We start from the raw sequence: 23,222 nt of genomic DNA, 5'->3' as shown, positions 1-23,222 counted from the left end.
CGCGTTCATGGGGGGTTTTAGTTCTTTTATTCATAGGTATGGGGGTTGGGATTGTAATTTTTACCGGAGCCTGTGTAGCCCCTATTATTTTTAAAACCTCTGGTATTTTACCCACACCTCTTACCCGCTATGATGCAGGTATTTTAATGAGTCATATTTTTATCCGCTCTAACTGGGTTTTAAACGCCCTAGCTTGTATCTTAGTGCTAGATAGTTTAATACTCAAAAAAGCCATTCTTTTACGCCTATCTCATCTAGCTAGTTCTGTTTTGATTTTTCTCTTTAGCTTTTATTACACGCCCTTTATTCTTAGGGCTCAAAGTCTAGGGAGTGCTTATACTACAACTCAAAAATTTGCCCAAATGCACACACAAAGCGAGATTGTTTTTAAAATCCTTCTAGTTTTGCTTTGTTTTTCATTTTGTAGCCGCGCTTTAAGAAATATGCCTAAAGCTAGCCACTAAATTTTCTACTAAGAGATTAAACCCGTCTACTAAAATAAAAACTAAAATTTTAAAGGGTAAGGAGATCATCACTGGGGGTAACATCATCATACCCATAGCCATTAAAATAGAACTCACCACCATATCAATTACCAAAAAAGGTAAGTAGAGTAAAAAGCCAATCTGAAAGGCCGTTTTAAGCTCACTAATCATAAAGGCGGGTACTAAGATATTTAAGGGCACAGCAGCAGCGTTTTTAGGATTTTCTAAATGGCGGATTCTAAAAAAGAGGGCTAAATCTTTTTCACGGGTGTTTTTAAGCATAAATTCTTTAAAGGGTACAATTCCCTTTTCAAAAGCCTCTGTATAAGAAATCTTTTCTGCTAAATAGGGTTTGATCGCGCTTTCATAGCTTTGTTTAGCCGCAGGTTCCATGATAAAAAAGGTCAAGATAAGCGCTAGAGAGACTAAAATTTGTGTGGGCGGGGTTTGTTGCGTGCCTAGAGCTGTACGCAGAAAAGAAAAAACCACAATGAGACGGATAAAACTTGTCATCACTAAAATAAGCGAGGGGGCTAGCACTAGAAGGGTTAATACCAACACAACATTTAGAGTTGTTACAAGCTGTGTAGGTGTATGGGGGGCAGTAAGTGAGAGATTAATCGTAGGGATTACTGGGTCTTTAAGCGTTGCAGCGCATGCTAGAGAAAAAGCCAAAATAGCCCAAAAGAAAAAAAAGCGCAACAATGGACCTTTGGAAGAGAGATGAGAAACTTTGAGTATAATAAGCCTGATGTTAAAATTGCCTAAAGGGGATTAATGGCGGTTTCGGTTGTGATTTTAGCAGCGGGTAAGGGGACTCGCATGCGCTCTTCTTTGCCTAAAGTTTTGCATAAAATTTGTGGGCAGGAAATGCTGCTTTGGGTTTTACAAGAAGCACTTTGTATTAGTGATGATGTACATGTGATCTTGCAACACCAACATGAGAAAATAGAGGCGGTGATTAAAAAGGCATTTAAAGATACGCCCCTCTCTTTACATTTACAAAATCCAGACTTCCCGGGTACTGGGGGAGCACTCATGAATGAAGATAAAAACCCCCTTGATACTGCCCACTCCCATGTATTAATCCTGAATGCTGACATGCCTTTAATCAGCAAAGAGGCGCTACAACCCTTTATTAACCAAACAAATAATGCTATTGGGGTTTTTAAACTAGAAAATCCAGCCGGCTATGGGCGTGTACAACTCAAGCAAGGAAAAGTCAAAGCCATTATTGAGCAAAAGGACGCCAATACAACTACTCTAGCCCTTGATACCCTCAATGCTGGGGTTTATCTCTTTAATCGCGCACTTTTAAAGACATTTCTACCTAAGCTAGATAATTCAAACGCACAAAAAGAATACTATTTAACCCAGTTAGTGCAGTTAGCAACTAAAGCAGGGGTAGAATTTACCCCTATATTTGTCAACCCAACCCACTTTTTAGGCGTTAACTCCCAAAGTGAACGCGCAAAAGCTGAGGAAGTGATGCTTAAGAGGTTACGCCAAAGGGCAATGGATTTAGGCGTGTGCATGCACTTAGAACACACAATCTATTTAGAAAAAGGCGTGGTTTTTGAAGGGAATTGTATTTTAGAACAGGGGGTGTGTATCATAGGGTCTTGTTATCTTAAAGATGCACACATTAAAGCCCATAGTGTGATTGAACAAAGTACAATCATAGCTAGCAGTGTTGGGCCACTTGCCCATATTCGCCCGGGTTGTTCTATCAAAAATAGCCATGTGGGTAATTTTGTAGAGATCAAAAACGCCCAATTAAGCGGGGTAAAGGCCGGGCATTTAAGCTATTTAGGGGATTGTCAAATCCAAAAGGGAACTAATATTGGGGCGGGGGTGATCACTTGTAATTATGACGGCAAAAACAAGCACTCTATCACCATTGGAGAAAATGTATTCATCGGTAGTGATACCCAGCTTATCGCCCCTCTAAATATCCCCTCCCATGTGCTTATCGGGGCGGGTAGTAGTGTGAGTCAAGAAATGAAAGAGGGGGATTTGGTGCTAACACGCGCCCCCCAAATTAATAAAGCTCAGGGTTACTACCGGTTTTTTGATAAACTCCCTAAAACATAATAGGTTAGCCTGTAGTAAGTTTGGATTTGGGTAATTTTGTTATAATAGAAATTTTGGAGAAGGCATGGATCATCGGGTTTTTACTTTTGCAGGTCTAATTAATGACGATCACAATTTTATCATCGGGTTTTATGCGGTGTTTTGCGCCCTTTTTACTCTAATCGTTAGCAAAATAGCCGCTCAAAGATTGCAAATGGTACCCTTTGGGCTACAAAATATCTATGAGGCTGTGATTGAGGGGATTTTATCTGTGGCTAAAGATGTCATTGGCGAGGAATTAGCGCGCAAATATTTTCCTCTAACCGGCACCATTGCGCTTTTTGTTTTCTATGCCAATATGATAGGTATTATCCCGGGTTTTGAAGCGCCTACGGCAAATTGGAGTTTTACACTTGTATTAGCCCTTATTGTCTTTTTCTACTACCACTTTGAGGGTATCCGTACGCAGGGTTTTGTGCGCTATTTTGCCCATTTTTTAGGGCCAGTTAAATGGCTCATGCCTATTATGTTCCCTGTAGAAATTGTTTCACACCTCTCGCGTATTATTTCTTTATCCTTTAGGCTCTTTGGGAATATTAAGGGCGATGATATGTTTTTACTCATCATGCTTTTACTTGTACCATGGGTTATTCCAGTTGCGCCCTTTATGGTACTCTTTTTCATGGGCATTTTACAAGCCTTTGTCTTCATGATTTTAACCTATGTTTATTTGGCAGGCGCTGTTTTAGTAGATGAGCAACATTAAGTTTTAACATGAGTAAAGATACACTGATTTCATGTTTAGATTTCTTTGCCGGGTTGTTTGCAGGGATTGCGCTAGCTTGCGGGGGATTGTGTTTTTTTATCTTTAGCGATTTTGGTTTAGTGGTCTCGATCTTTTTAAGTCTCTTTGTTTTTGCTCTTTTTAGCTTCTTTGCCTTGATCTCAAAATCCATATCTGCCATGCTTAAAGAAAACTCTAAGGAGCGCCTTTAAACAATCTGGAAGCTTATTGGATCACCCCTGCTTTTATCAATCATCTTTCTACAGAGGCTTTTCAAACCCTTTTACAATCTGTTTTTAAAACCCACTCCATTGATAGAGCATGCCTAAGAGTTACACAAATAGCCAATTCTCATTTAAAACTTTTTGTACAAACCTGCTATGCCCACCATGTTATCAGTTATCTTAACCTAGCTAGTCTTGAATTAAGTGTACAAAAGGCGTTAGAACACGGCTTTATGGGCGTGCATGTCAAGGGAGCAGAACTTGCAGGTATTATAACAATTCCGCCCACTCTAAGTAGTTTTTATAGTGCCCACAACGCCTTAGAAGTCATGCAAGCTTTAGATTTAGGGGCGCAGTTTTGCACCCTAAGCCCCATTCTTGCTACACCTAATAAAGCACCCCCACTAGGATTAGATTATTTAGATCAATTTTGCTTAGAGGTAAAACAACATTTATTTGCACTAGGGGGTATGCGCTTAGAACTAGCCACACTTCTAGCAGAAAAAGGTTTAAGGGGGTTTGCAGGCATGCGTTGCTTTTTGAATAAATAGCCCTATTTTTGATACAAGTGATCACGGCTAGCCCGCAGTTTATGTTATACTAAGCGGTTTTTAATTTAAGATAAAGGAAAACCATGCAATGGCATCAGGTTTATGCCCCCTTACTGGGAAATATTTGGCTTAGCGCGCTGGTTGCTGTCTTACCCATTGTGCTGTTTTTCATGTCCTTGATTGTCTTTAAGTTAAAAGGGCATGTAGCCGCGTTTTTAAGTGTTGCGCTCTCAGCACTCATCGCGCTTATTGTGTATAAAATGCCTATAGCGATGGTGTGGGCTAGCTTTGCCTATGGTTTTCTTTATGGCCTATGGCCTATTGCATGGATTATCATCGCGGCGATATTTTCCTATAAACTAAGTGTCAAATCTGGGTATTTTGAAATCTTAAAAGAAAGTGTACAATCCATCACCCCCGATCACCGCATTTTAGTGATTCTAGTTGGCTTTTGTTTTGGATCGTTTTTAGAAGGTGCGATTGGTTTTGGAGGGCCTGTAGCCATTACAGCAGCCATTTTAGCCGGACTAGGGCTAAATCCGCTTTATGCTGCCGGGCTATGCTTAATTGCTAATACCGCACCGGTAGCCTTTGGAGCGGTGGGCATTCCCATTACAGCAATGGCTGGAGCGGTGGGGGTAAGCGCGCTAGCTATTAGCGCTATGGCGGGTAAGCTTTTATTTTTCATTAGTTTACTTGTACCTTTTTTTATCGTCTTTTTAATGGATGGGCTGCGCGGGATTAAAGAAACTTTCCCCGCTATTTTTGTTGCTGCTTTTAGCTTTGCTTTAGTCCAGTATTTAAGTTCTAACTATCTAGGCCCTGAACTTCCCGGGATTCTCTCAGCCATCATTTCTTTAGTAGCTACAGCTGTATTTTTGCGCTTTTGGCAACCCAAGCACATTTTTAGAAGTGATGGACAAACCCAAAGCACCCACCACCAACACCCAATTTATGAAATTTTAATCGCTTGGACTCCCTTTATTATTTTGATTTTAGCCATTATTGTCTGGACACAACCTTGGTTTAAAAGTCTCTTTGCTAAGGGGGGATTACTCGCATTTTCTGATTTTTACTTTGAATTTACAAGCATTAGCCAAAAGATTTTTAAGAGCGCTCCCTTTGTCATGGAGGGTAAAAGCCCAACAGCCCCCGTTGTTTTTAAACTTCCCTTAATTAACACGGTAGGTACAGCTATTTTTGTTGCGGCTATTTTGAGTGTACTTGTGTTAAAAGTTAAGATGAGTGAGGCGGTGGGCGTTTTTGGCGAGACACTTAAAGAGATGCGCTATCCGGTTCTTACAATTGGACTTGTGTTAAGTTTTGCTTATGTTTCTAACTATAGCGGGATTTCAGCGACAATGGCGCTAGCACTCACCCATACCGGTAAAGCCTTTACTTTCTTCTCGCCTATTATTGGCTGGGTGGGTGTGTTTTTAACCGGAAGTGATACAAGTTCTAATTTACTCTTTGGATCGCTCCAACAACTCACCGCTAATAATTTGAAAATTCCTGAAATTTTAACCATTACAGCTAACACTGTAGGGGGGACTTTAGGCAAGATGATTAGCCCCCAAAGCATTGCAATTGCCTGCGCTGCGGTGGGTTTAGCCGGCAAAGAATCTGATCTATTTAAATTTACAGTGAAGTATTCTATTTTATTTGTGATTCTAATTGGAATCATCATTACCATTATTGCCTATGGATTTCCCCAAGTTGTACCGGTCCCTAAAATGGGTTAATTTTTAAATGGGGTTGAGTAAAAGCATTTTTAACCGATATTGCAAACGCCAAAGCAAGGAAGCTTTAGGAAGATTAACAAGGAGTTATCATGGCATTTCAGGTTAACACGAATATCAATGCGTTAAACGCCCACGCGGTGGGGCTAGTAACACAACGCGATTTGAAAGAATCGCTTGAACGCTTGAGTTCTGGTTTGCGCATTAACAAGGCAGCTGATGACGCTTCGGGTATGACCATTGCAGATTCATTGCGCTCTCAGGCTAAAAGTTTAGGGCAGGCTATTTCTAATACCAATGATGGTATGGGCATTATCCAAATTGCAGATAAGGCAATGGATGAGCAAATTAAGATTTTAGATACCATCAAAACTAAGGCTACACAGGCCGCTCAAGATGGGCAAAATACCCAATCCAGAAAAGCCCTTCAGGCTGATATTGTGCGCTTGATTCAAAGTTTGGATAATATCGGGACTACCACCTCTTATAATGGACAAACTTTATTATCCGGTGCGTTTTCTAATAAAGAGTTCCAAGTGGGGGCGTATTCTAATGAGACCATTAAGGCTAGTATCGGGTCAGCTACTTCAGATAAAATCGGGCAAACAAAGATTGTAACCGGTAGTCTTATCACCGCCGCTGGGGAGGTGGCCTTAACTTTCAAACAGGTTAATGGTACCCATGATGTAACTTTAGAAAGCGTGAAGATTTCTACTTCTGCAGGTACGGGTCTTGGTGTGTTAGCAGAGGTGATTAATAAAAACTCTAATACAACAGGTGTACGGGCTACGGCTAATGTGATCTCCACTTCAGATACGGCTGTGCGTTCGGGTAACCTAGATAACATAGTACTTAACGGTGTTCATATAGGTAATGTAGTGGGCATTAAGAAAAATGATAGCGATGGCCGTTTGATTGCTGCTCTTAATGCTGTAACCTCCCAAACCGGTGTAGAAGCCTATACAGATGCCAAAGGACGGCTTAATCTTAGAAGTCTTGATGGCAGGGGGATTAGTCTTAAAGCTGATGATGCAGGGGGCAATCAAAAGGGCGGTTCTGGCACTATGGCTGTAGATACCATGAATGGAGGCCAAAAGGTTACAAGTGGTTCTTTAAATTTTGGCCGTCTTTCTTTAGTGCGCCAAGATGCTAGGGATATTTTAATTGTTTCTGGGGCCAATGTAACCGATCCAAATGCCGGTTATAAAGCCATTGGTTTTGGTAAGGGAGAAACGGCTAATACTACGGTTAATCTTAGAGATGTCTTAGGTGAATTTAACCAAGCCGTGCGCTCTGCCTCAGGGGCTAACTACAATAAAACCATTGCTGCAGAAAATCTCACTTTAGGTTCTGGGGTTACCACTCTTAGGGGCGCTATGGTGGTGATGGATGTTGCTGAGTCTGCACAAAAAATGCTAGATAAAATCCGCTCTGATTTAGGTTCTGTGCAAAACCAAATGGTCAGCACTGTTAATAACATCACGATCACCCAAGTGAATGTAAAGGCTGCTGAATCACAAATTAGAGATGTGGATTTTGCCGAAGAGAGCGCTAACTTTAGTAAAAATAATATCTTAGCCCAATCTGGCAGTTATGCTATGAGTCAGGCTAACACCGTGCAACAAAACATTTTACGGCTCTTAACTTAGTTAGAGCAACCACAGGGCAATTTCATCTGCTAGGAAAAAATTCCTAGCAAGTAGCCTTTTATCTTTTATGATGCAGATTTTCTCTTTTAGAAGTGTTTGGACTTTTAAAGAATCTAAGCCTTCTAAGGGTGCGCCCAAAGCACAGCGCAAACCTAAAAACAACGATTCAAACCATAAATCTTTTTGGCTTAGATTTTCTACGCGTACTTTACAAGGGTTATCTATGTAGGTAACAACATCTTTAATTTTATACAGCCTTTGATCTTTTATCCTCCCTACAGCCCCCGCCCCACAACCAAAATACTCCAAACCCTCCCAGTAGCCTAAATTGTGGCGTACTTGATAATCTCTAGCATAATTAGAAACTTCATACTGTTTAAATCCCCTATCTTTTAGACATTCTTTAAGAAATGTGTCTAAATGGAGAAGTTCACAAGGGTTCATGTCTTTGGTCAACCTTGTATTATCCTCTAGGGTGAGGCTGTAGGCTGAAAGGTGATCAATGGGGAGTTGAGCGGCTTGTTTGCATTCTTCTTCTAGGCGCTTCTTTGTATCTAATGGGGTGTTATAGATTAGATCAATGCTTAAATGCTCAAAGCCACTTTTATAGGCCATATCAAGTGCTTTAAAAATAGCGCTGTGATCGTGTTCTCTTTGTAAAAGGCACAACTTATCAGGAAAAAAGCTCTGTACACCTATAGAAAGACGGGTAGCCCCTAGTTGTTTTAATGCATAGCACCACTCTTGATTAATTAAATCTGGATTAGCCTCCAAAGTGATTTCTATATCTGATTTTAAATAAGCGTATTTGTTAATCGTGTTAAAAATTTGCTCATAAAACTTAGGCTTAAGGCTATTTGGCGTACCCCCACCTACAAAGATAGAGGCAAGTACAGGGGAGGTTGCTAGACTTGTTTTGAGATCACAGATTAAAGCCTGTGTGTAGGCCTCTTTTAGCGTATCTAAACCCACAAAGGAATTAAAAGCGCAGTAGCCACATTTGCTTTGACAAAAAGGAATATGCAAATACAGGCTACTAGGGCACGGGGTTTTAAACATGGCTTAATCTTTAAATAGTATCATCTTAGCATGTTTTTTGATAAAAATAATCGTAAGGAGATTGTGTGAAAAAGTGCTTGCTTGTAGGCTTTGTGTTGGGGTTTAGCTTTTTAGGAGCGGCCGATCCATCTGCGCTTGTTAAAAGATGTGCCGGATGCCATGGGCCTGCTATGGATAAAAAAGCATTTGGCAAAGGGCATGTGGTTAACACTTTAGATAGCGCCACGATTAAAGAGGATTTAGCGGGCTATAAAGCCGGTACGCTTAATCGGTATGGGGCTGGTGGTGTGATGCATGCACAGGCACAGACCTTGAGTGATGAAGATATTGATGCGCTATCAAAATTTATCCCTACTCTTAAAAAATAATCCGATCATTTAGTTACAGCGGGGGTCTTTTCTGTCTTAGTTTTGTGTGTGCTATAATGTTCTTTAGTTTTCCTAAAAGGGTGCAAATAGCTAAAGGACAAGCATGGACACTAAGAAAAGTTATCGGCCTAATGTGGCCGCTGTTGTGCTTTCCTCACATTATCCTAGTGATTGTGAGTTTTTAATCGCACAGCGCATTGATATTCAAGGAGCATGGCAGTTTCCTCAAGGAGGCATTGATCAAGGCGAGACGCCTTTAATGGCACTATACCGCGAGCTTTTAGAGGAAATAGGCACAGATGCTATAGAAGTGATTGCTGAATATCCTAAGTGGATCACCTATGATTTCCCCCCAACTATGACTAAAAAACTTTACCCCTTTGATGGCCAAAGACAAAAGTACTTTTTAGTGCGGCTAAAAAATAACGCTCTGGTTAACATTAAAACCCTTTGTCCGGAGTTTGATCGCTATTGTTTTGTCAAAACTAAGGATTTATTCCATAGAGTGGTGTATTTTAAACGGCAAGTTTATAGGCAAGTCATTGGCTATTTTCGCAAGGAAGGGTATCTTTAAGTGCTAGTAGTCCAAAAGTTTGGGGGGACTAGTATGGGGGGCTGTGTGCGTATTGAGGCTGTGGCTAAACGGGTACTTGAGAGTAAAAAGCACTTTGAAGATCTGGTGGTGGTGGTTTCGGCTATGGGGGATAGTACAGATGATTTATTAAATCTAGCCCGCTATTTTGGTACGCGCCCCAATCAAAGAGAATTAGACAGGCTATTAAGTAGTGGGGAACAAATTGCGAGTGCCTTATTAGCCATTGCTTTAGAATCTTTAGGGCAAAAGGCTTGTTCTTTAAGTGGGAGAGAGGCAGGGATTCTTACAGATTCACACTATAGCAAAGCCCAAATCTTAGAGATCAACCCTTCTAAAATCCAAGAACTTTTAGCCCAAAATTTTGTAGTGGTGGTGGCTGGGTTTCAAGGAATAAGTGTACATGGGGAGATCACCACTTTAGGCAGAGGTGGGAGTGATCTAAGCGCGGTAGCCTTAGCTGGGGCACTACATGCCGATCTTTGTGAAATTTATACAGATGTAGATGGGATTTATACCACAGATCCGCGCATTGTACCGCAGGCTAGAAAAATCGATCAAATTAGTTATGAGGAAATGTTAGAACTAGCCTCTATGGGGGCCAAAGTTTTATTTAACCGCTCAGTAGAGTTAGCTAAAAAGTATCACATTCCGCTAGTTACCCGTAGTTCATTTAACACAGCAGAGGGAACGCGCATCACTTCAGAGGAGCAAATTGTGGAAAAACCTATCGTAAGCGCTATTGCTATGGATACAGATCAAGCGCGTGTAAATATCATAGATGCGCGCGATTATCCCGGAATTGCTGGAGAAATCTTTGGGCTTTTAGCAGATGCAAATATTAATATTGATTTAATCGTGCAGACGGTGGGGCGCAATGGCAAGACAGATATTAACTTTACGGTGGCTAAAGAGGATTTAGAGACTTGTAAACAGGTTTTAAAAAACCTACAAGATATTGGATCGGTAGAATGTGATGATCAAATCGCTAAAATCTCTGTTGTGGGGGTTGGTATGCGCTCTCATTCAGGGATTGCTAGCGCGGCCTTTAAAGCTTTAGCCAAAGAAAATATCAATATTTTAATGATTGGCACGAGTGAGATTAAAATTTCGGTTGTGGTAGATGTTGCCTTAGCACAGCTAGCTTTAAAAACACTGCATGCCGCTTTTAAATTAGAATTATAGGAATGCGCTTTTCTGAATGGTTGTATCCTATTTTACAAGATCAACCTTCTTTTTTAAGCGATTGGCTACAAAGTTGCAACTGGATTTCTTGTATTCAGGCGATCAAACATGTCATAGAAGGGGGGAGTATTTTAATGGATACAGATACAAAGCGTACATGGTTTAAACTTTATGTCCTCTCTGATTTAAATAACCACCCCTTGCGTCCTTTAATCCCTGTTTTTGAAATCCCAACAGCTCTTAAATCCCGTTTAGATCAGTCAGAAAATGCATTGGTAAGTGATACTTTAAATCTTGTTTATCAAAGCCATATTCTGTGGTATGTGGGGGCTTTTAACACCCCAATGGCTAATTTAGTCTTGCAAGAACGCGGGCTTTTATGGGCTTTTGATTCACCCCCTAGAGAGGAGATCATGAGCTTTAATTCTTTAGACCCCTTAAGCGATCACCAATTACTCCAACTCTATAGGGTTTTTGAGCGCATGTTATTAGACGCTTTATTAGGAAAGGTGATTTTAGCATGACAAGTAGCCTTATTTATGCAAATATACCTTGTGAGGAGGCTAAAAGTTACCAAGTGGAGTTAAAACAGTACTTTTTAGAGCAAAACACACCGGTTTTAATAGAGTTATTTGTAGAAGAAGAACTTAAAATTGATCATGCCCATGAAATTAAACGGCGCGCTACTCTAAGCGCTAGGGAAGAAAAAATCTTAATCATTGCGGCTAACACTTTTAATATCTTTGCCCAAAATGCCTTGCTTAAAATCTTAGAAGAACCCCCTGAAAAGACGCTATTTATTCTATTTGCTAAGCATAAACATGCACTATTGCCCACTATGCGCTCGCGTTTGCCATGTATAGATAAACGCAGCAAACCCACGCCTAAGCCCTTTGGATTAGATTTACGCACCTGTAGTTTAGATGAAATGTATCGCTACTTACAAAGAATTGATCAAGAAAATTGGAGTAAAGGGGAAACACAAATGCAAATTAGCGCTTTACTTGGAGAAATAAAACGGGCTAATATCACGCTTAAGAGTGAAGAGCTAGAATATTTTGAAAAGGCTATTTATGCTAATGCCCTTTATTTGCGCCCTAGTTATAATCTATTGCCTTTACTCCTAGCAATTTTTAAGGCTAGAGAAGTCTAATGTTTTTACAGCGTGTAAATCCTAAAAGTTTTTCTTTAGCTTTGCAAGAGATTAAAGTCCATAAAATCGGCCAAGAGATCATGGCAAAGAAGGGGCGACTCTTTAGTTTTAAAATTAAGGATTTGCCCCTAAGCGCTACCCTGATTTTAAAACAAGAAGCCTTGCGTGTAGGGGCCGAATTAGCCACGCCTAAAGACTGTATTTTGGCAAAAAAGAAAACCTATGATTGCCTTTTAGTGGGCACTCAAGATCAACTAGAACGGCTCAGCCAAAAATGTAAAGAACAAGATTTTGGCCTTAAAGACTTAGCCCAAATTTTAGAAAAACACCTCAAAGTGGCCCAAATTAAACCCGCTTTAATGGGTGTGATTAATCTCACTCCAGATAGCTTTTATCCTAATAGCCGCTATAGCACAAAAGAAGCCTTACAAACTATCCAAACTTTTTTAGAGCATAAGACTAGTTATATTGATATTGGAGCGGCTAGTTCTAGGCCTTCAAGCACTTATGTAGACTCTCATATAGAAATAGCGCGCCTAAAAGAGCTGTGTTTAGAAATTAAAAATCAAGGACTTTATCAGCACACTAAATTTAGCATTGATACTTATAACCCTAAAACGGCTGCTTTTGTACTTGAACATGGTTTTGCTGTGCTTAATGATGTTAATGGGTTTAGAGACGCACAAATGCTTGAAATTGCCAAACACTATAAGCCAGAAGTGGTTTTAATGCATTCATGTGGCGTACCAATGGATGGTACTTTACTCTCAAGTAAAGATTTATGGCAGGATTTAGAAGCGTTTTTCACTTCTAAAATTGAGGAGTTATTAAAATCTGGAGTGAATCGCATTATCTTAGATATTGGTTTTGGCTTTTCTAAAGGCACAACTGAGAATCTAAGCCTTATCCAGCATTTAGAACATTTTCTACACTTTGGTTATCCTTTGTTGGTGGGCTGTAGCCGTAAGGGGAGTATCGGGGAGGTGTGTAAACAAGAAGTACAGGATAGATTAGCCGGAACACTGGCTTTACATGGTTTAGCCTTAGCACATGGGGCTAGTATCTTGCGTGTTCATGATATACCTGCCCATGCAGATTTAATAGCTATCCATCATGCTTTATCTTGTTTGTAAGAGTTATGTGTTTTATAAGAATTAGGCATGAAAATTAGTATTATTATAAAATTTGTTGGTATCACAACGCTTTATCTTATATCAAAGGCAATTCATGGACGATTCGCGTAAATCTCTTAATCTTTTTGACATCCGCTGGATGTGGTCCATGTTTGGTACGGCTATTGGAGCTGGAATCTTATTTTTACCCATTAGAGCGGGTGAACACGGGTTTTGGCCTGTGGTGGTGATGGCGCTTTTGAGTTTTCCCATGACTTGGTTAAGCCATAGAGCCTTAGCGCGCTTTGTAAATGCCATTGGCAATGAGGATATTACCCATGCCGCAACACATTTAGGTAGAAAAGTTGGCTTTTTTATCACCCTTATGTATTTCTTTGCGCTTTATCCTATTTGTTTAGCCTATGGGGTGGGGATTACTAATACCGTTGATTCTTTTTTTAGTAACCAATTAGGCCTGCATTATTTTGAAAATAACCGCTTTTTTTTAGCCGAGCACCTCATCACTGGCATGATTTTTGTCATGATTTTTAATACCACTGTGGTTACCCGTATCTCTAATGCCTTAGTCTACCCCTTAGCTTTAATTTTATTAGTGTTTTCTTTATACCTTATTCCCTACTGGAAAACTTCCATGCTAACAGATGTGCCTACTTTTAAGGGTTTTTTTACGGCTCTGTGGTTTGCCCTGCCTGTTTTAATTTTCTCTTTTAATCATAGCGCCATTATCTCTACTTTTGCCCAAGCGGTAGAAAAGCACTATGGAGAACTCAAACACTACAAGACAAACCAAATTGAATTACTCAACACTTCGCTTTTACTATTCTTTGTGATGTTCTTTGTTTTTTCTTGTATTCTTTGTTTAGAACCAGCCGATCTAGCCAAAGCTAGAGAACAAAATATCCCTATATTAAGTTATTTTGCCAACACTTTAAATAACCCCATTATTGGCTATGCGGGGCCTATTGTGGCCTTTTTAGCCATCATTACTTCTTTTTTTGGGCATTATTATGGGGCTAAGGAAGGTTTAAAAGGTTTGGTGGTGCAAATTTTTACCAAAGACAAGCTTAATACCAAACGGCATAAGACTATTGATATTTGGATCACCTTATTTTTATGGATAAGCATTATTGGCGTATCTTATGCCAACCCTAGTATTTTAGGTTTTATTGAAAGCTTGGGGGGACCAGCTTTAGCCGCCGTTACTTTTATTTTACCCATTGTGGCGATGTATGTTTTGCCCTCTATGAAAGAATTTAGAAGCCCCTTAGCTGATATTTTTATCTTTTTAACCGGCGTGTTAACCGTTTTAAATGCTATTATTGAGATTGCTTTTAAATAAGGAGTGTATTTATGCCCTCTTCTAATAAATCTATGACAGCGATTTTTAAAATTGGAATTGGCCCTAGTTCTTCACATACTATTGGACCTATGGATGCCTGCGCGCGTTTTAGCGCTCTTTTATGCGATCAAGGTTTGATAGAACAAGTAGATCGTATGCGTGTGATCTTACATGGCTCGCTTGCTCTTACCGGTAAAGGGCATTTGACAGATTTAGCCTGTATTGTGGGTTTAAGCGGTGTGAGTGCTAGAGAAGTACGGCTAGATCAAAGAGAGGCTATTTTAAAACAAGCCATTCAAGATCATAAAATCCTTTTAGCCCAAAAAAAAGAGATCGCCTTTTCTTTGCAAGAGGATATTCTCTTTGATTCTAAAGCCCTACCCTTGCATGAAAATGGCATGCAAGTACAAGCCCTCAATCATGGAAAAGTACTAGCCCAAGAAATTTATTACTCCACCGGTGGGGGGTTTATCTACACACAAGAGGAATTGCAGCATAGAAAAAATAGCACTACACAAGAATGCCACACGCCCTTTGATTTTGCAAGCGCGCAGGAATTAGCAAAGTTATGTGAGAAGCACCACACCCACATTGCTAGCATTGTAGAAATGCATGAAAGCGTTCTTTTTAAAGAAAATTATGCGCGCACTTACTGTTTAGAAATTTATCAAGCTATGTTGGCTTGTTATGAAAGTGGGATTTGCTCTAATGAAAAGAGTTTACCCGGCTATATTGGCATGGCTTCTTTAGCCCCTAAAATCCATGCGCGATTAAGCCAATCACATAAAAAAGCCGATCCCTTAAGCCTAGTAGATTACATTACACTTTATGCGCGGGCGGTGAGTGAAGAAAATGCCAGAGGGCATAAAGTAGTTACCGCTCCGACTAATGGGGCTTGTGGTGTTGTACCTGCTGTGTTGTTTTATTGCCACCAGCATATCAAACCTTTAGAGACTAAACAAATTGTAGATTTTTTACTCACCTGTGCAGCCATTGGCTATTTATATAAAAGAAATGGATCGCTAAGCGGGGCTGAGGCGGGGTGTCAGGCTGAGGTGGGGGCTGCTTCCTCTATGGCTGCGGCTGGATTTGCCTTTGTGATGGGCGGAAGTGTAGAACAAGTTTTAAGCGCGGCTGAAATTGCCATGGAACACCATTTAGGCTTAACTTGTGATCCAGTAGGTGGTTTGGTACAAATCCCTTGCATTGAGCGCAATGTAGTAGGAGCGATTAAAGCGGTGTCTTCTGCGCGTTTAGCGCTTGAAGATGGCTATCAGGCTAAAGTAAGCTTAGATGATGTGATTTCAACCATGTATGAGGTGGGCAAATCTTTAGACCCCAAATACCGCGAAACCTCTTTAGGCGGCCTAGCCACCCATGTACACATTCCAAGATGTTAGCTTGACTTTTACATTGCAATTAGATAGAATGGGACTTTTTGTTGGGGTATCGCCAAGTGGTAAGGCACCAGGTTTTGGTCCTGGCATTCAGAGGTTCGAATCCTTTTACCCCAGCCAAAGACGCGGGGTAGAGCAGCCCGGTAGCTCGTTGGGCTCATAACCCAAAGGTCGGTGGTTCAAATCCATCCCCCGCAACCAAATCACAACAGCGCTTTTAAAGATTTTTCAATTTCTGCCTTGCTACTAGGCTCTACTAGCCTATTACCCACTTCTACCCCGTTTTTATAAAAAATAAGTGTGGGGATTCGTTTAATGCCTAGTTTCTCTTTTAAATCTATGCTTGTATCAAAATCTATCTTAAAAAACGCCACCTCTGTATAAGTTTTTTCTAAAACTTGCATAATTGGCTCAATGCGCCGGCAATCCGGGCACCAATGCGCGCCCACATTAATCACAACCGCTCCCTTAGCTATTTTGTTTTGATAATCATGGCTACTTAGTGTTTGCAAATAAATCCTTTCTTTAAAAATAAAATAAGAGCATAACCAAAAAAGCTAAGCTTGCTATAAAAGACTATAATAACCCATCTTAGTACTCAAGGCTATCCATGATTTTTATCCCCGCTAGATTAGAATCTAGCCGTTTTAAAAGAAAACTTCTTGTGCCACTTGGCGGGGTTCCTATGCTAGTGGCTACAGCCCGTAATGCTCAAAAGGTAGATGAGGTGGTGGTTGCATGTGATGATGTGTTGCTATTAAAAGCTTGTGAGGATTTTAAGATCAAGGCTATTTTAACAAGTGTGAATCACACTAGCGGCACGGATAGATGTGCACAAGCCTGCATGCTTTTAAATTTGCCTCCAGAAACCCCCGTAGTCAACTTACAAGGCGATGAACCTTTTTTAGAACCAGAGATCATCGCTATTCTCTTAGAAGAATCTAAAAACACGCCCTTCATGCACACATGCATTAAAACAATCACCCCAAAAGAAGCCCTTGATTCTAATTTAGTTAAGGTAGTATTAGGTGCAAATAAACAAGCTTTGTATTTTTCCCGCGCTATTATTCCTTATAATCGCGATGGAATTTCTGTAGAATTCTTAGGGCATATTGGTATTTATGGCTTTAGAGCCCATACACTTTTAGAATTTTGCGCGCTTGAAAAAAGCCCCTTAGAAGAGATTGAAAAACTCGAACAACTCCGCGCCCTGTATCACCATAAGATCATCACAACTAGCCATGTACAAACAAACAGTATAGGCATTGACACCCCAGAAGATTTAAAAAAAGCGCTTAGCCGTGTTAGCCCAACTCACCACCCATAAAGTTTTAAAAGCCCAGATCGCCCGTTTTATCCCCTATTTAGAAAGTGGCATTAGCGAACTAATTAGCAATACAGAGCAAGAACTGTGGCTTTATAAACTAGATGGATCGCGCCATAAAATCCATGACAGCACTTTTAGTAAAGAGTTTTTATTACATTTTTGTGAGCAACTGGGCAATTACCGCCATTTATCCTTTAATTTACAAACCCCTACGCTTAATTGTTCCATTCCCTTTACCCGCTATAGAGTGAGTGCTAATCACTTTAGTATCACCACTAATCACCAAATCAGTTTAAATATCCGTATTCCTAACCTACAAAAATTCCCCTTAGAAGCTTTTATCATAGCGCCAAATTGCCCTTATAATTATGGTGATCTTAAAAATATGGCTAAAGAGGGGTGTAACATTCTAATTAGTGGTGGTACAGCTAGTGGCAAAACCAGTTTACTCAACGCACTTTTAGAATACATTCCTAAGCAAAGCCGGGTTGTGAGTGTAGAGGATAGTCAGGAATTAGATTTAAGCGGGTTTGAAAACCATGTAGGGCTTTTAGTGGGCAAGAATGAACAAACTGCCTTTAGCTATGAAAACGCCCTTAACATGGCCATGCGCATGCGCCCTGATCGCCTCATGGTAGGCGAAATTGATACCAGAAACGCGCTTTTATTTTTGCGTTTAGCCAACACAGGGCATAAGGGCATGTTAAGTACTTTGCATGCTAATAGTATTTCTCAAGTTTTAGAAGCCATCGCACTCAATATTGAAATGGGGCATAAGGCTAAATTTGATTTAGAAATTGTAGAGAAGTATTTTAAAAGTGCGGTTGATGTGCTGATACAGGTTTGTAAAATCCAAAAACAACACTGCATACAAGAAATTATTTTAACTAAAGATTTAATAACCTTTGGCAGAAATCTCACTCGTCTTTAGCGAGTAGAAAATGCCACCTATTCCCACTTTTGTGGTACAGCACCCGCATACATTCGTATCTAGCGCAGGAAGTGCCGGAAGTTACGCCTTTGGCAGATAGATGAGTGAGACCTAGTGAATGCGTGGTAGCTTAAGCTCTGTAAAATCCCTACCATAGGGACACAGAGTGAGAACCAAACTCTCCCTACGGGCAACACAGATAGCAAGCCCAAATGTCTTTAGCATTTGGGCGCTTTACTTAACCTGTAATGAGTTTATAAAGCGTGGCTAAAATACTTAGCGCATAAATACAGAGTAATAAAACTTTATGGATTCTTTCATTAGCTAATAAAATCAGTTTAATCCCAATGCCAACACCTATTAGCGCGCCTAGTCCGGTGATTAATCCTGCTTGTAAGGCGTGGCTATTTAGTACGCCTGAGTGGGCTAAAGAGATCACCCCTGAGAGCGAGGAAAAGATCACAAAGAACAAGCCTAAGGGTACAATTTTTTGTGTGTCGTATTTTAAAAAATAGCCTAAGAAGGGCACCATTAAAATCCCCCCACCCATGCCCAGTGGAATAGAAAAAATCCCTGTGATCAAGCCTGCTAGGACTAAAATAGCATGTGTCTTACTCAAATGCCAATGGATAATAGGGATTTTTAAGGGGGCTTTTTTTGCGTGCATGTAAAAGTGCGCGTTTTGATAATGCCTTTCTTTGCGCCCAAAAGCATACTCAATAAAGGTATAACACACCACCACCACAAACACACCCATAAGTATACGATCATTGATCACTTTTAACAAAAAGCCCCCTAAGATCGCCCCTATTAATCCCCCACAAGCAGCAAAAATACCCTCTTGTAAATTTAACAAACCTTTTTTATAGTTAATCACTGAGCCCACTAGAGAAGAACAAAGCATTTGAGCCAGTGAAATCCAGACAGCATGGTTATAACTAAAACCTGCAAAGATAGCAGCAGGCACTACAACCTCGCCCCCACCAATGCCAAAAAATCCGGCTGTAATACCGGTTATTACCCCCACTACACATAAAACAAGGGTTTCTGAGTTTTCAAGTGCTATCATCATGGGCGTTTAATAATATGCTTTCTTTAAAAATAGGGGTTGGACAGCTTGCATAAAAATTAAATCACCTTTCTTAAAACCTTAATTATTAATAATAGCCAAAAAATGGTGTTATTATAGTGGTAGAACTTTGATCACTTGTGCTAAAATTGCAACTTTAGCTTGCTTGCAAAATTTGTCCTCTATTTTTAAAGGGTTTTATATGCCTGAAGTGATCTTAGATACGCGCTTTTTAGTGGCATGGCTTGCGCCTATTGTGGTTTGTTTTTTCTCTCCAGATGTGCATATTAGTGGCATGTTAAGTTATCTAGTGATTAAAGTAGCCTTCTATGGCTTTGCACTCTTTTATACTTTGTATTTTTTAATAAGTTTTCTCCCCCCAAAAATCAATGCAATTTGTAAAAATCTTATTGTTATCCTCTCTCTTAGCTGTGCTTTTTTAGATTTTTTTACCTCTTATTACTACCAAATGGGTTTAAACCAAGCTTTGATAGAAACCTTGCTAGCTACTAACGCCTCTGAAGCCTATGAATTTTTTCTTAGCGCTTACTCGCATTTTTTCCCTCTTTTAGCTATGTTGTTTGTAGTGGGCTTATTTTTACACTTTGTACGCTACAACCTTTTACTTTCTTTTAAACAAGCCCTTTTAGTTTTTGTGCCTTTTTTAATCGGATTTAGCGCGCACTGTATACGAACAAATTTAAATACACACAGAAATATTAACGCTCTTGCTAATACTGTGCATATCATTGCTCGCGATACTCCTTTGATTAAAGAGATGCTAGCTCTAATAGATACCTTGTATAACCACAAGCAAGCCCAAGAAATCTATCAAAACTTTTATAAACCCCTCCCACAAGACTATGTAAAACTAGAACCAGATAGTATACCTTTTGTGGTACTAATTATCGGTGAGAGTGCCTCTAAAAATTTTATGGGAGTTTATGGCTATGGTTTACCTAACACGCCCTTTTTAAGCGGCTTAAATGAGAGAGAGAGAGAGAGAGAGAGAGAAGACAAGCGTAGCTTGAATTGTTCTAGCCTAACCTGCCCTAATTCCTCCCCCCTACCTGTAAATCCTACCCTTAAAGGAAATTTATCCGTCTTTACAGATGTGATTGCGCCCTATGCCTCTACAGAGGCCACTTTCCAAGTCTTGCTTAATTATAGCGATGTAGAAAACCGCAATATCCCTTGGTTTAAAACAAAAAATCTAATTGATATTTTTAAAGGTGCGGGCTATAACACCTTTTGGCTAGATAATCAAGAACCCTCAGAAACTAGCAATGCTCGCAATTTAATTTCCAGACAATCTAGGTGGCGCGTGTACACTCCCCCCTCTCTTAAAAGGGTTTATGATGATTCTTTAATTGCCACCTACCACTCTCTTAAACCCCACTTAGGAACTAAAAATTTCATTTTATTCCATTTGATTGGAAGCCATGTTCTTTATAAAGATCGCTTCCCTAAGTCTTTTACTAAATTTAGCGCGACTCAAGTCCCTACTAAGCATTTGCACATAAAAGATAGCAAGGATAAGCAAATTGTAGCTGATTATGCCAACTCTCTTTATTACACTGATTCAGTTTTGCAAGAAATCTTTAAGCTTTTTGAAGATAAAGACGCTTTGATTCTTTATTTATCCGATCATGCTCAAGATATTTACCAAAGCGATTTTACCTATGGGCATAAATGTAGCGTTTATGGTGTAGAAATTCCTTTTATCCTCTATACCACCCCAACCTTTGTAAAAAAACACCCCGAAAAAATCAAGGCAATCTCTTTAGCCACCCATAAACCCTTTATGAGCGATGATCTAATCCATTCGCTTTTACCCTTAGTAGGTATCCACACCAAAGACAATATAGAAAGTAAAAACCTCTTTTCTCCGGCCTTTGATACCACAAGAAAGCGTATTTTCTGTGATGGGTTGGAGTATAAGAAAATCCCATGAATTAAGATAATGCATATCATTTACTCATTTACTCTTTATAGAAAAAAGCAAGCTACAATCGCCCACTTTTTATAAAGGTGAGAAAATGTTTAGTAGATTATTAATAAGTGCCATTTTAATCGGAGGTGTGGCTATGGGAGCTGATTATAGGAAAAACCCTTTTACATTTACCTATGAGGGGGCTATCACTCAGAATATGAAAGGAAAGGTACAAGTGCATACCGTGCATTATAAAGCCAATGGGGTAAAAGTTGTGGCCAATGTCTACACGCCGGCTAACTTCAATGCCCATCACAAATACCCTGCTATCGTAGTAGCCCACCCTAATGGAGGGGTTAAAGAGCAAGTAGCTGGGCTTTATGCGCAAAAATTGGCTGAATCAGGCTATGTAACCATTGCTTTTGATGCGGCCTATCAGGGAGGTAGTGAAGGGATGCCTCGCTATGTAGATAAGCCGGCTAATCGCATGGAAGATATTAGAGCAGCGGCGGATTTTATTTCGCAATTTAAAGGTGTAGATGCGCATCGTTTGGGTTTACTTGGCATTTGTGGGGGTGGAGGGTATGCCATTAAGGTAGCCCAGACAGATAAAAGGTTTAAAGCAGTGGCTACAATTAGTATGTTTAATTCCGGAGAGGTAAGACGCAATGGCTATTTAAACACCCAAAAAAACACGATACAAGATCGTTTAAAAGAAGCTTCGGAGGCTAGGGCACAAGAGGCAGCAGGGGGCGAGGTGAAATACACCCCCTCTATGAGTTCTATGAGTGAGGAGCAAATCGCCAAATTGCCTTTTGATTTGTATAAAGAAGGTTATGAGTACTATGAAAAGACTCATTTTCACCCCCACTCTCAAGCAAACTATACGGTGAGTAGTTTGATAGATTTAATGGGCTTTGATGCTAACACTAATGTAGACTTAATTAACCAACCGCTTTTAATGGTGGCTGGTGATAAAGCAGATAGTTTATACATGACAAAAGAAGTTTTTGCCAACGCAACGGGTACTAAAAACAAGGAATTATTTTTGATCAAAGGTGCGACTCATATCCAAACTTACTACAAACCGGAGTATGTCAAGCAAATTAGCGAAAAATTAACCCACTTCTATAATCAAAATTTAAAAGAGCAACACCTCTAAAAAGCCCTGTATTATCTAAACAACTAAAGCCCCTTAAAATTTTAGGGGGGGGTCTGCTTTTAAAATGGTGCAAGCTCATTGCCTGCGCGCCTAGATCGCTGCAAGTGGCCTTAGTAAGATATTGCATGGTTGGGGTGTATACATCTACTTCATTAGCATTATCTGGGTTTTCAACTACAATGAGGCTATCACCCATTTGGCATTTATCCCAAAAATGCGCGCTGGTGTAGATTTTATTATTAAAGTCTATGCCATAGGCTTGAAGTGTGCGGTGGTGTTGTTTGCCTAAGAATGCGCGTATCTTGGCTAGTTCTTGCACACTAGCTAAAGCGGGGGCGTGGGCTTTATAATCGTTGTATCTTTCTTTTAATTTTGCATCAATAAATGCTTGTAGCTCCTCCTCATAAAGAAGTTGGCTTTCATCAATACGCGTGGCTTTGCCGCTTAGCGTGTCTTTTTTAGAGGCGCGTTGACTCTCTATTTGTTGGCGTTTGGCCACATCGTTTCCAATATAGCCCGGTAGCCATGATAAAGCCCCTTGTAACACCCCAAAAAAGCGCTCAATTTTGCCTTTTGCGCGGCCTTCATAGGGCAAAGTGCGGGTACATTTAATTTTACAAGAGTGTAAAAAGTTTTGGTAGTGCTTGCTAGCATAATCGCTACCATTATCACAGCGAACAGAGTCAGGAATTCCCATGCGATTGAACGCATTGAATAATACGCGTACTTGTGCTGTTGAGTTATTCGTATCAATGAGTTCTGCATAAGCCGCGCCAGAGCAGCGATCAATTACCGCGCTTAGATTTTTGCGCGCAACTCTATAGCCCTTTTTAGCGCTAGGATCGGGGATTTTAACCATAAAGTCCATTTTGGTGCTATCAACTTGCCATTCCTCATTAAGATAGCTTTTAGGTCTAACTCCCACCGGGTAGTATTGTAATAGGCCATCTTTGCCTTTTTTAAGGTAGCGTTGTAACTGCCTATCCTTCTTAATTAACTTATCACACCATAACATGAAATTATTAAAGCTATGTTGGAAGTCAGGCCGTTTTTCTCTTTCAAGCTCCAT

At 40.1% G+C, this 23,222-nt stretch carries 24 protein-coding genes and 2 tRNA genes; 21 read left to right on the top strand and 5 right to left on the bottom strand.

Annotated features, from left to right (window positions below):
• The first annotated feature begins 38 nt into the window (after positions 1-38).
• On the top strand, positions 39-464 hold the full coding sequence (locus tag G6Q00_RS04085) for a DUF4149 domain-containing protein (protein ID WP_240330978.1): 426 nt from the start codon (positions 39-41) through the stop codon (positions 462-464).
• Here the strand turns inward: G6Q00_RS04085 and fliP are convergent.
• Entirely contained in the window at positions 435-1,187 is a 753-nt protein-coding gene (gene fliP, locus G6Q00_RS04080; protein WP_163532128.1) for a flagellar type III secretion system pore protein FliP, read from the bottom strand. The two genes, G6Q00_RS04085 and fliP, sit on opposite strands and share 30 nt — an antisense overlap.
• 75 nt (positions 1,188-1,262) lie before the next feature.
• On the opposite strand from fliP, the gene glmU reads away from it, so the two are divergent.
• The 6 genes from glmU to G6Q00_RS04050 all read left to right on the top strand — a co-directional run bounded on the left by glmU (position 1,263) and on the right by G6Q00_RS04050 (position 7,505).
• Positions 1,263-2,579, top strand: coding sequence for a bifunctional UDP-N-acetylglucosamine diphosphorylase/glucosamine-1-phosphate N-acetyltransferase GlmU (glmU, locus tag G6Q00_RS04075; RefSeq protein ID WP_163532127.1), 1,317 nt, complete (start codon positions 1,263-1,265; stop codon positions 2,577-2,579).
• Positions 2,580-2,643: 64 nt separating this feature from the next.
• The gene (locus G6Q00_RS04070; RefSeq protein WP_163532126.1) at positions 2,644-3,324 is read left to right on the top strand and encodes a F0F1 ATP synthase subunit A; all 681 of its coding nucleotides are present in this window, start codon (positions 2,644-2,646) and stop codon (positions 3,322-3,324) included.
• Between the two features lie 8 nt (positions 3,325-3,332).
• Complete coding sequence (locus G6Q00_RS04065; protein ID WP_163499189.1) at positions 3,333-3,554, top strand: hypothetical protein; 222 nt, start codon at positions 3,333-3,335, stop codon at positions 3,552-3,554.
• Positions 3,555-3,559: 5 nt separating this feature from the next.
• Positions 3,560-4,117, top strand: coding sequence for a thiamine phosphate synthase (locus G6Q00_RS08565; RefSeq protein ID WP_163532165.1), 558 nt, complete (start codon positions 3,560-3,562; stop codon positions 4,115-4,117).
• Between the two features lie 83 nt (positions 4,118-4,200).
• Complete coding sequence (locus G6Q00_RS04055; protein WP_163532125.1) at positions 4,201-5,859, top strand: L-lactate permease; 1,659 nt, start codon at positions 4,201-4,203, stop codon at positions 5,857-5,859.
• 89 nt (positions 5,860-5,948) lie between these two features.
• Positions 5,949-7,505, top strand: a complete 1,557-nt coding sequence (locus tag G6Q00_RS04050) for a flagellin A (protein ID WP_163532124.1) — start codon at positions 5,949-5,951, stop codon at positions 7,503-7,505.
• Here G6Q00_RS04050 and hemW read toward each other — a convergent pair whose 3' ends face one another.
• Positions 7,506-8,564: a radical SAM family heme chaperone HemW gene (gene hemW, locus G6Q00_RS04045; RefSeq protein WP_163532123.1), complete on the bottom strand. Its 1,059-nt coding sequence runs from the start codon at positions 8,562-8,564 to the stop codon at positions 7,506-7,508.
• 65 nt (positions 8,565-8,629) lie between these two features.
• On the opposite strand from hemW, the gene G6Q00_RS04040 reads away from it, so the two are divergent.
• The 10 genes from G6Q00_RS04040 to G6Q00_RS03995 all read left to right on the top strand — a co-directional run bounded on the left by G6Q00_RS04040 (position 8,630) and on the right by G6Q00_RS03995 (position 15,932).
• On the top strand, positions 8,630-8,932 hold the full coding sequence (locus tag G6Q00_RS04040) for a c-type cytochrome (RefSeq protein WP_163532122.1): 303 nt from the start codon (positions 8,630-8,632) through the stop codon (positions 8,930-8,932).
• Positions 8,933-9,035: 103 nt separating this feature from the next.
• Positions 9,036-9,506: an RNA pyrophosphohydrolase gene (locus tag G6Q00_RS04035; RefSeq protein ID WP_163499184.1), complete on the top strand. Its 471-nt coding sequence runs from the start codon at positions 9,036-9,038 to the stop codon at positions 9,504-9,506.
• The gene (locus tag G6Q00_RS04030; protein ID WP_163532121.1) at positions 9,507-10,709 is read left to right on the top strand and encodes an aspartate kinase; all 1,203 of its coding nucleotides are present in this window, start codon (positions 9,507-9,509) and stop codon (positions 10,707-10,709) included.
• Positions 10,710-10,711: 2 nt separating this feature from the next.
• Positions 10,712-11,233: a HobA family DNA replication regulator gene (locus tag G6Q00_RS04025; RefSeq protein ID WP_163532120.1), complete on the top strand. Its 522-nt coding sequence runs from the start codon at positions 10,712-10,714 to the stop codon at positions 11,231-11,233.
• Positions 11,230-11,862, top strand: a complete 633-nt coding sequence (locus G6Q00_RS04020) for a DNA polymerase III subunit delta' (protein WP_163532119.1) — start codon at positions 11,230-11,232, stop codon at positions 11,860-11,862. Before G6Q00_RS04025 ends, G6Q00_RS04020 begins: the two co-directional genes overlap by 4 nt.
• Positions 11,862-12,995 carry a dihydropteroate synthase gene (gene folP / locus G6Q00_RS04015; protein ID WP_163532118.1) on the top strand — a complete coding sequence of 378 codons (1,134 nt, stop codon included), beginning with the start codon at positions 11,862-11,864 and terminating at the stop codon, positions 12,993-12,995. The genes G6Q00_RS04020 and folP overlap by 1 nt, the downstream gene beginning before the upstream one ends.
• Positions 12,996-13,089: 94 nt before the next feature.
• Positions 13,090-14,334 carry an aromatic amino acid transport family protein gene (locus G6Q00_RS04010; protein WP_205426491.1) on the top strand — a complete coding sequence of 415 codons (1,245 nt, stop codon included), beginning with the start codon at positions 13,090-13,092 and terminating at the stop codon, positions 14,332-14,334.
• 11 nt (positions 14,335-14,345) lie between these two features.
• Positions 14,346-15,734 carry an L-serine ammonia-lyase gene (locus G6Q00_RS04005; RefSeq protein WP_163532116.1) on the top strand — a complete coding sequence of 463 codons (1,389 nt, stop codon included), beginning with the start codon at positions 14,346-14,348 and terminating at the stop codon, positions 15,732-15,734.
• 42 nt (positions 15,735-15,776) lie between these two features.
• A tRNA-Gln gene (locus tag G6Q00_RS04000) sits at positions 15,777-15,851 on the top strand.
• A gap of 4 nt (positions 15,852-15,855) precedes the next feature.
• A tRNA-Met gene (locus tag G6Q00_RS03995) sits at positions 15,856-15,932 on the top strand.
• 2 nt (positions 15,933-15,934) lie between these two features.
• Here G6Q00_RS03995 and G6Q00_RS03990 read toward each other — a convergent pair.
• Complete coding sequence (locus G6Q00_RS03990; protein ID WP_163532115.1) at positions 15,935-16,243, bottom strand: thioredoxin family protein; 309 nt, start codon at positions 16,241-16,243, stop codon at positions 15,935-15,937.
• Between the two features lie 98 nt (positions 16,244-16,341).
• Between G6Q00_RS03990 and kdsB the strand changes: the two genes are divergently transcribed.
• Entirely contained in the window at positions 16,342-17,058 is a 717-nt protein-coding gene (gene kdsB, locus G6Q00_RS03985) for a 3-deoxy-manno-octulosonate cytidylyltransferase (protein ID WP_163532114.1), read from the top strand.
• Positions 17,033-17,989, top strand: a complete 957-nt coding sequence (locus G6Q00_RS03980) for a CpaF/VirB11 family protein (RefSeq protein WP_163532113.1) — start codon at positions 17,033-17,035, stop codon at positions 17,987-17,989. The genes kdsB and G6Q00_RS03980 overlap by 26 nt, the downstream gene beginning before the upstream one ends.
• Positions 17,990-18,227: 238 nt before the next feature.
• Here the strand turns inward: G6Q00_RS03980 and G6Q00_RS03975 are convergent, their stop codons facing one another.
• The gene (locus G6Q00_RS03975) at positions 18,228-19,058 is read right to left on the bottom strand and encodes a sulfite exporter TauE/SafE family protein (RefSeq protein WP_163532112.1); all 831 of its coding nucleotides are present in this window, start codon (positions 19,056-19,058) and stop codon (positions 18,228-18,230) included.
• A gap of 202 nt (positions 19,059-19,260) precedes the next feature.
• Here G6Q00_RS03975 and G6Q00_RS03970 point away from each other — a divergent pair, with 202 nt between their 5' ends.
• Together G6Q00_RS03970 and G6Q00_RS03965 are read left to right on the top strand one after the other, a co-directional pair.
• Positions 19,261-21,012 carry a sulfatase-like hydrolase/transferase gene (locus G6Q00_RS03970; RefSeq protein WP_163532111.1) on the top strand — a complete coding sequence of 584 codons (1,752 nt, stop codon included), beginning with the start codon at positions 19,261-19,263 and terminating at the stop codon, positions 21,010-21,012.
• A gap of 85 nt (positions 21,013-21,097) precedes the next feature.
• Positions 21,098-22,153, top strand: a complete 1,056-nt coding sequence (locus G6Q00_RS03965; RefSeq protein ID WP_205426490.1) for an alpha/beta hydrolase — start codon at positions 21,098-21,100, stop codon at positions 22,151-22,153.
• Here the strand turns inward: G6Q00_RS03965 and G6Q00_RS03960 are convergent.
• Positions 22,098-23,222 (bottom strand): DDE-type integrase/transposase/recombinase (locus tag G6Q00_RS03960; RefSeq protein WP_163532110.1); only part of this gene is annotated, 1,125 nt, incomplete at its 5' end. The genes G6Q00_RS03965 and G6Q00_RS03960 overlap by 56 nt on opposite strands.

Origin of the sequence: Helicobacter suis (assembly GCF_902196125.1) — a bacterium.
GTDB classification, from domain to species: Bacteria; Campylobacterota; Campylobacteria; order Campylobacterales; family Helicobacteraceae; genus Helicobacter; species Helicobacter suis_B.
This window is presented reverse-complemented; position numbering and strand designations above follow the sequence as displayed.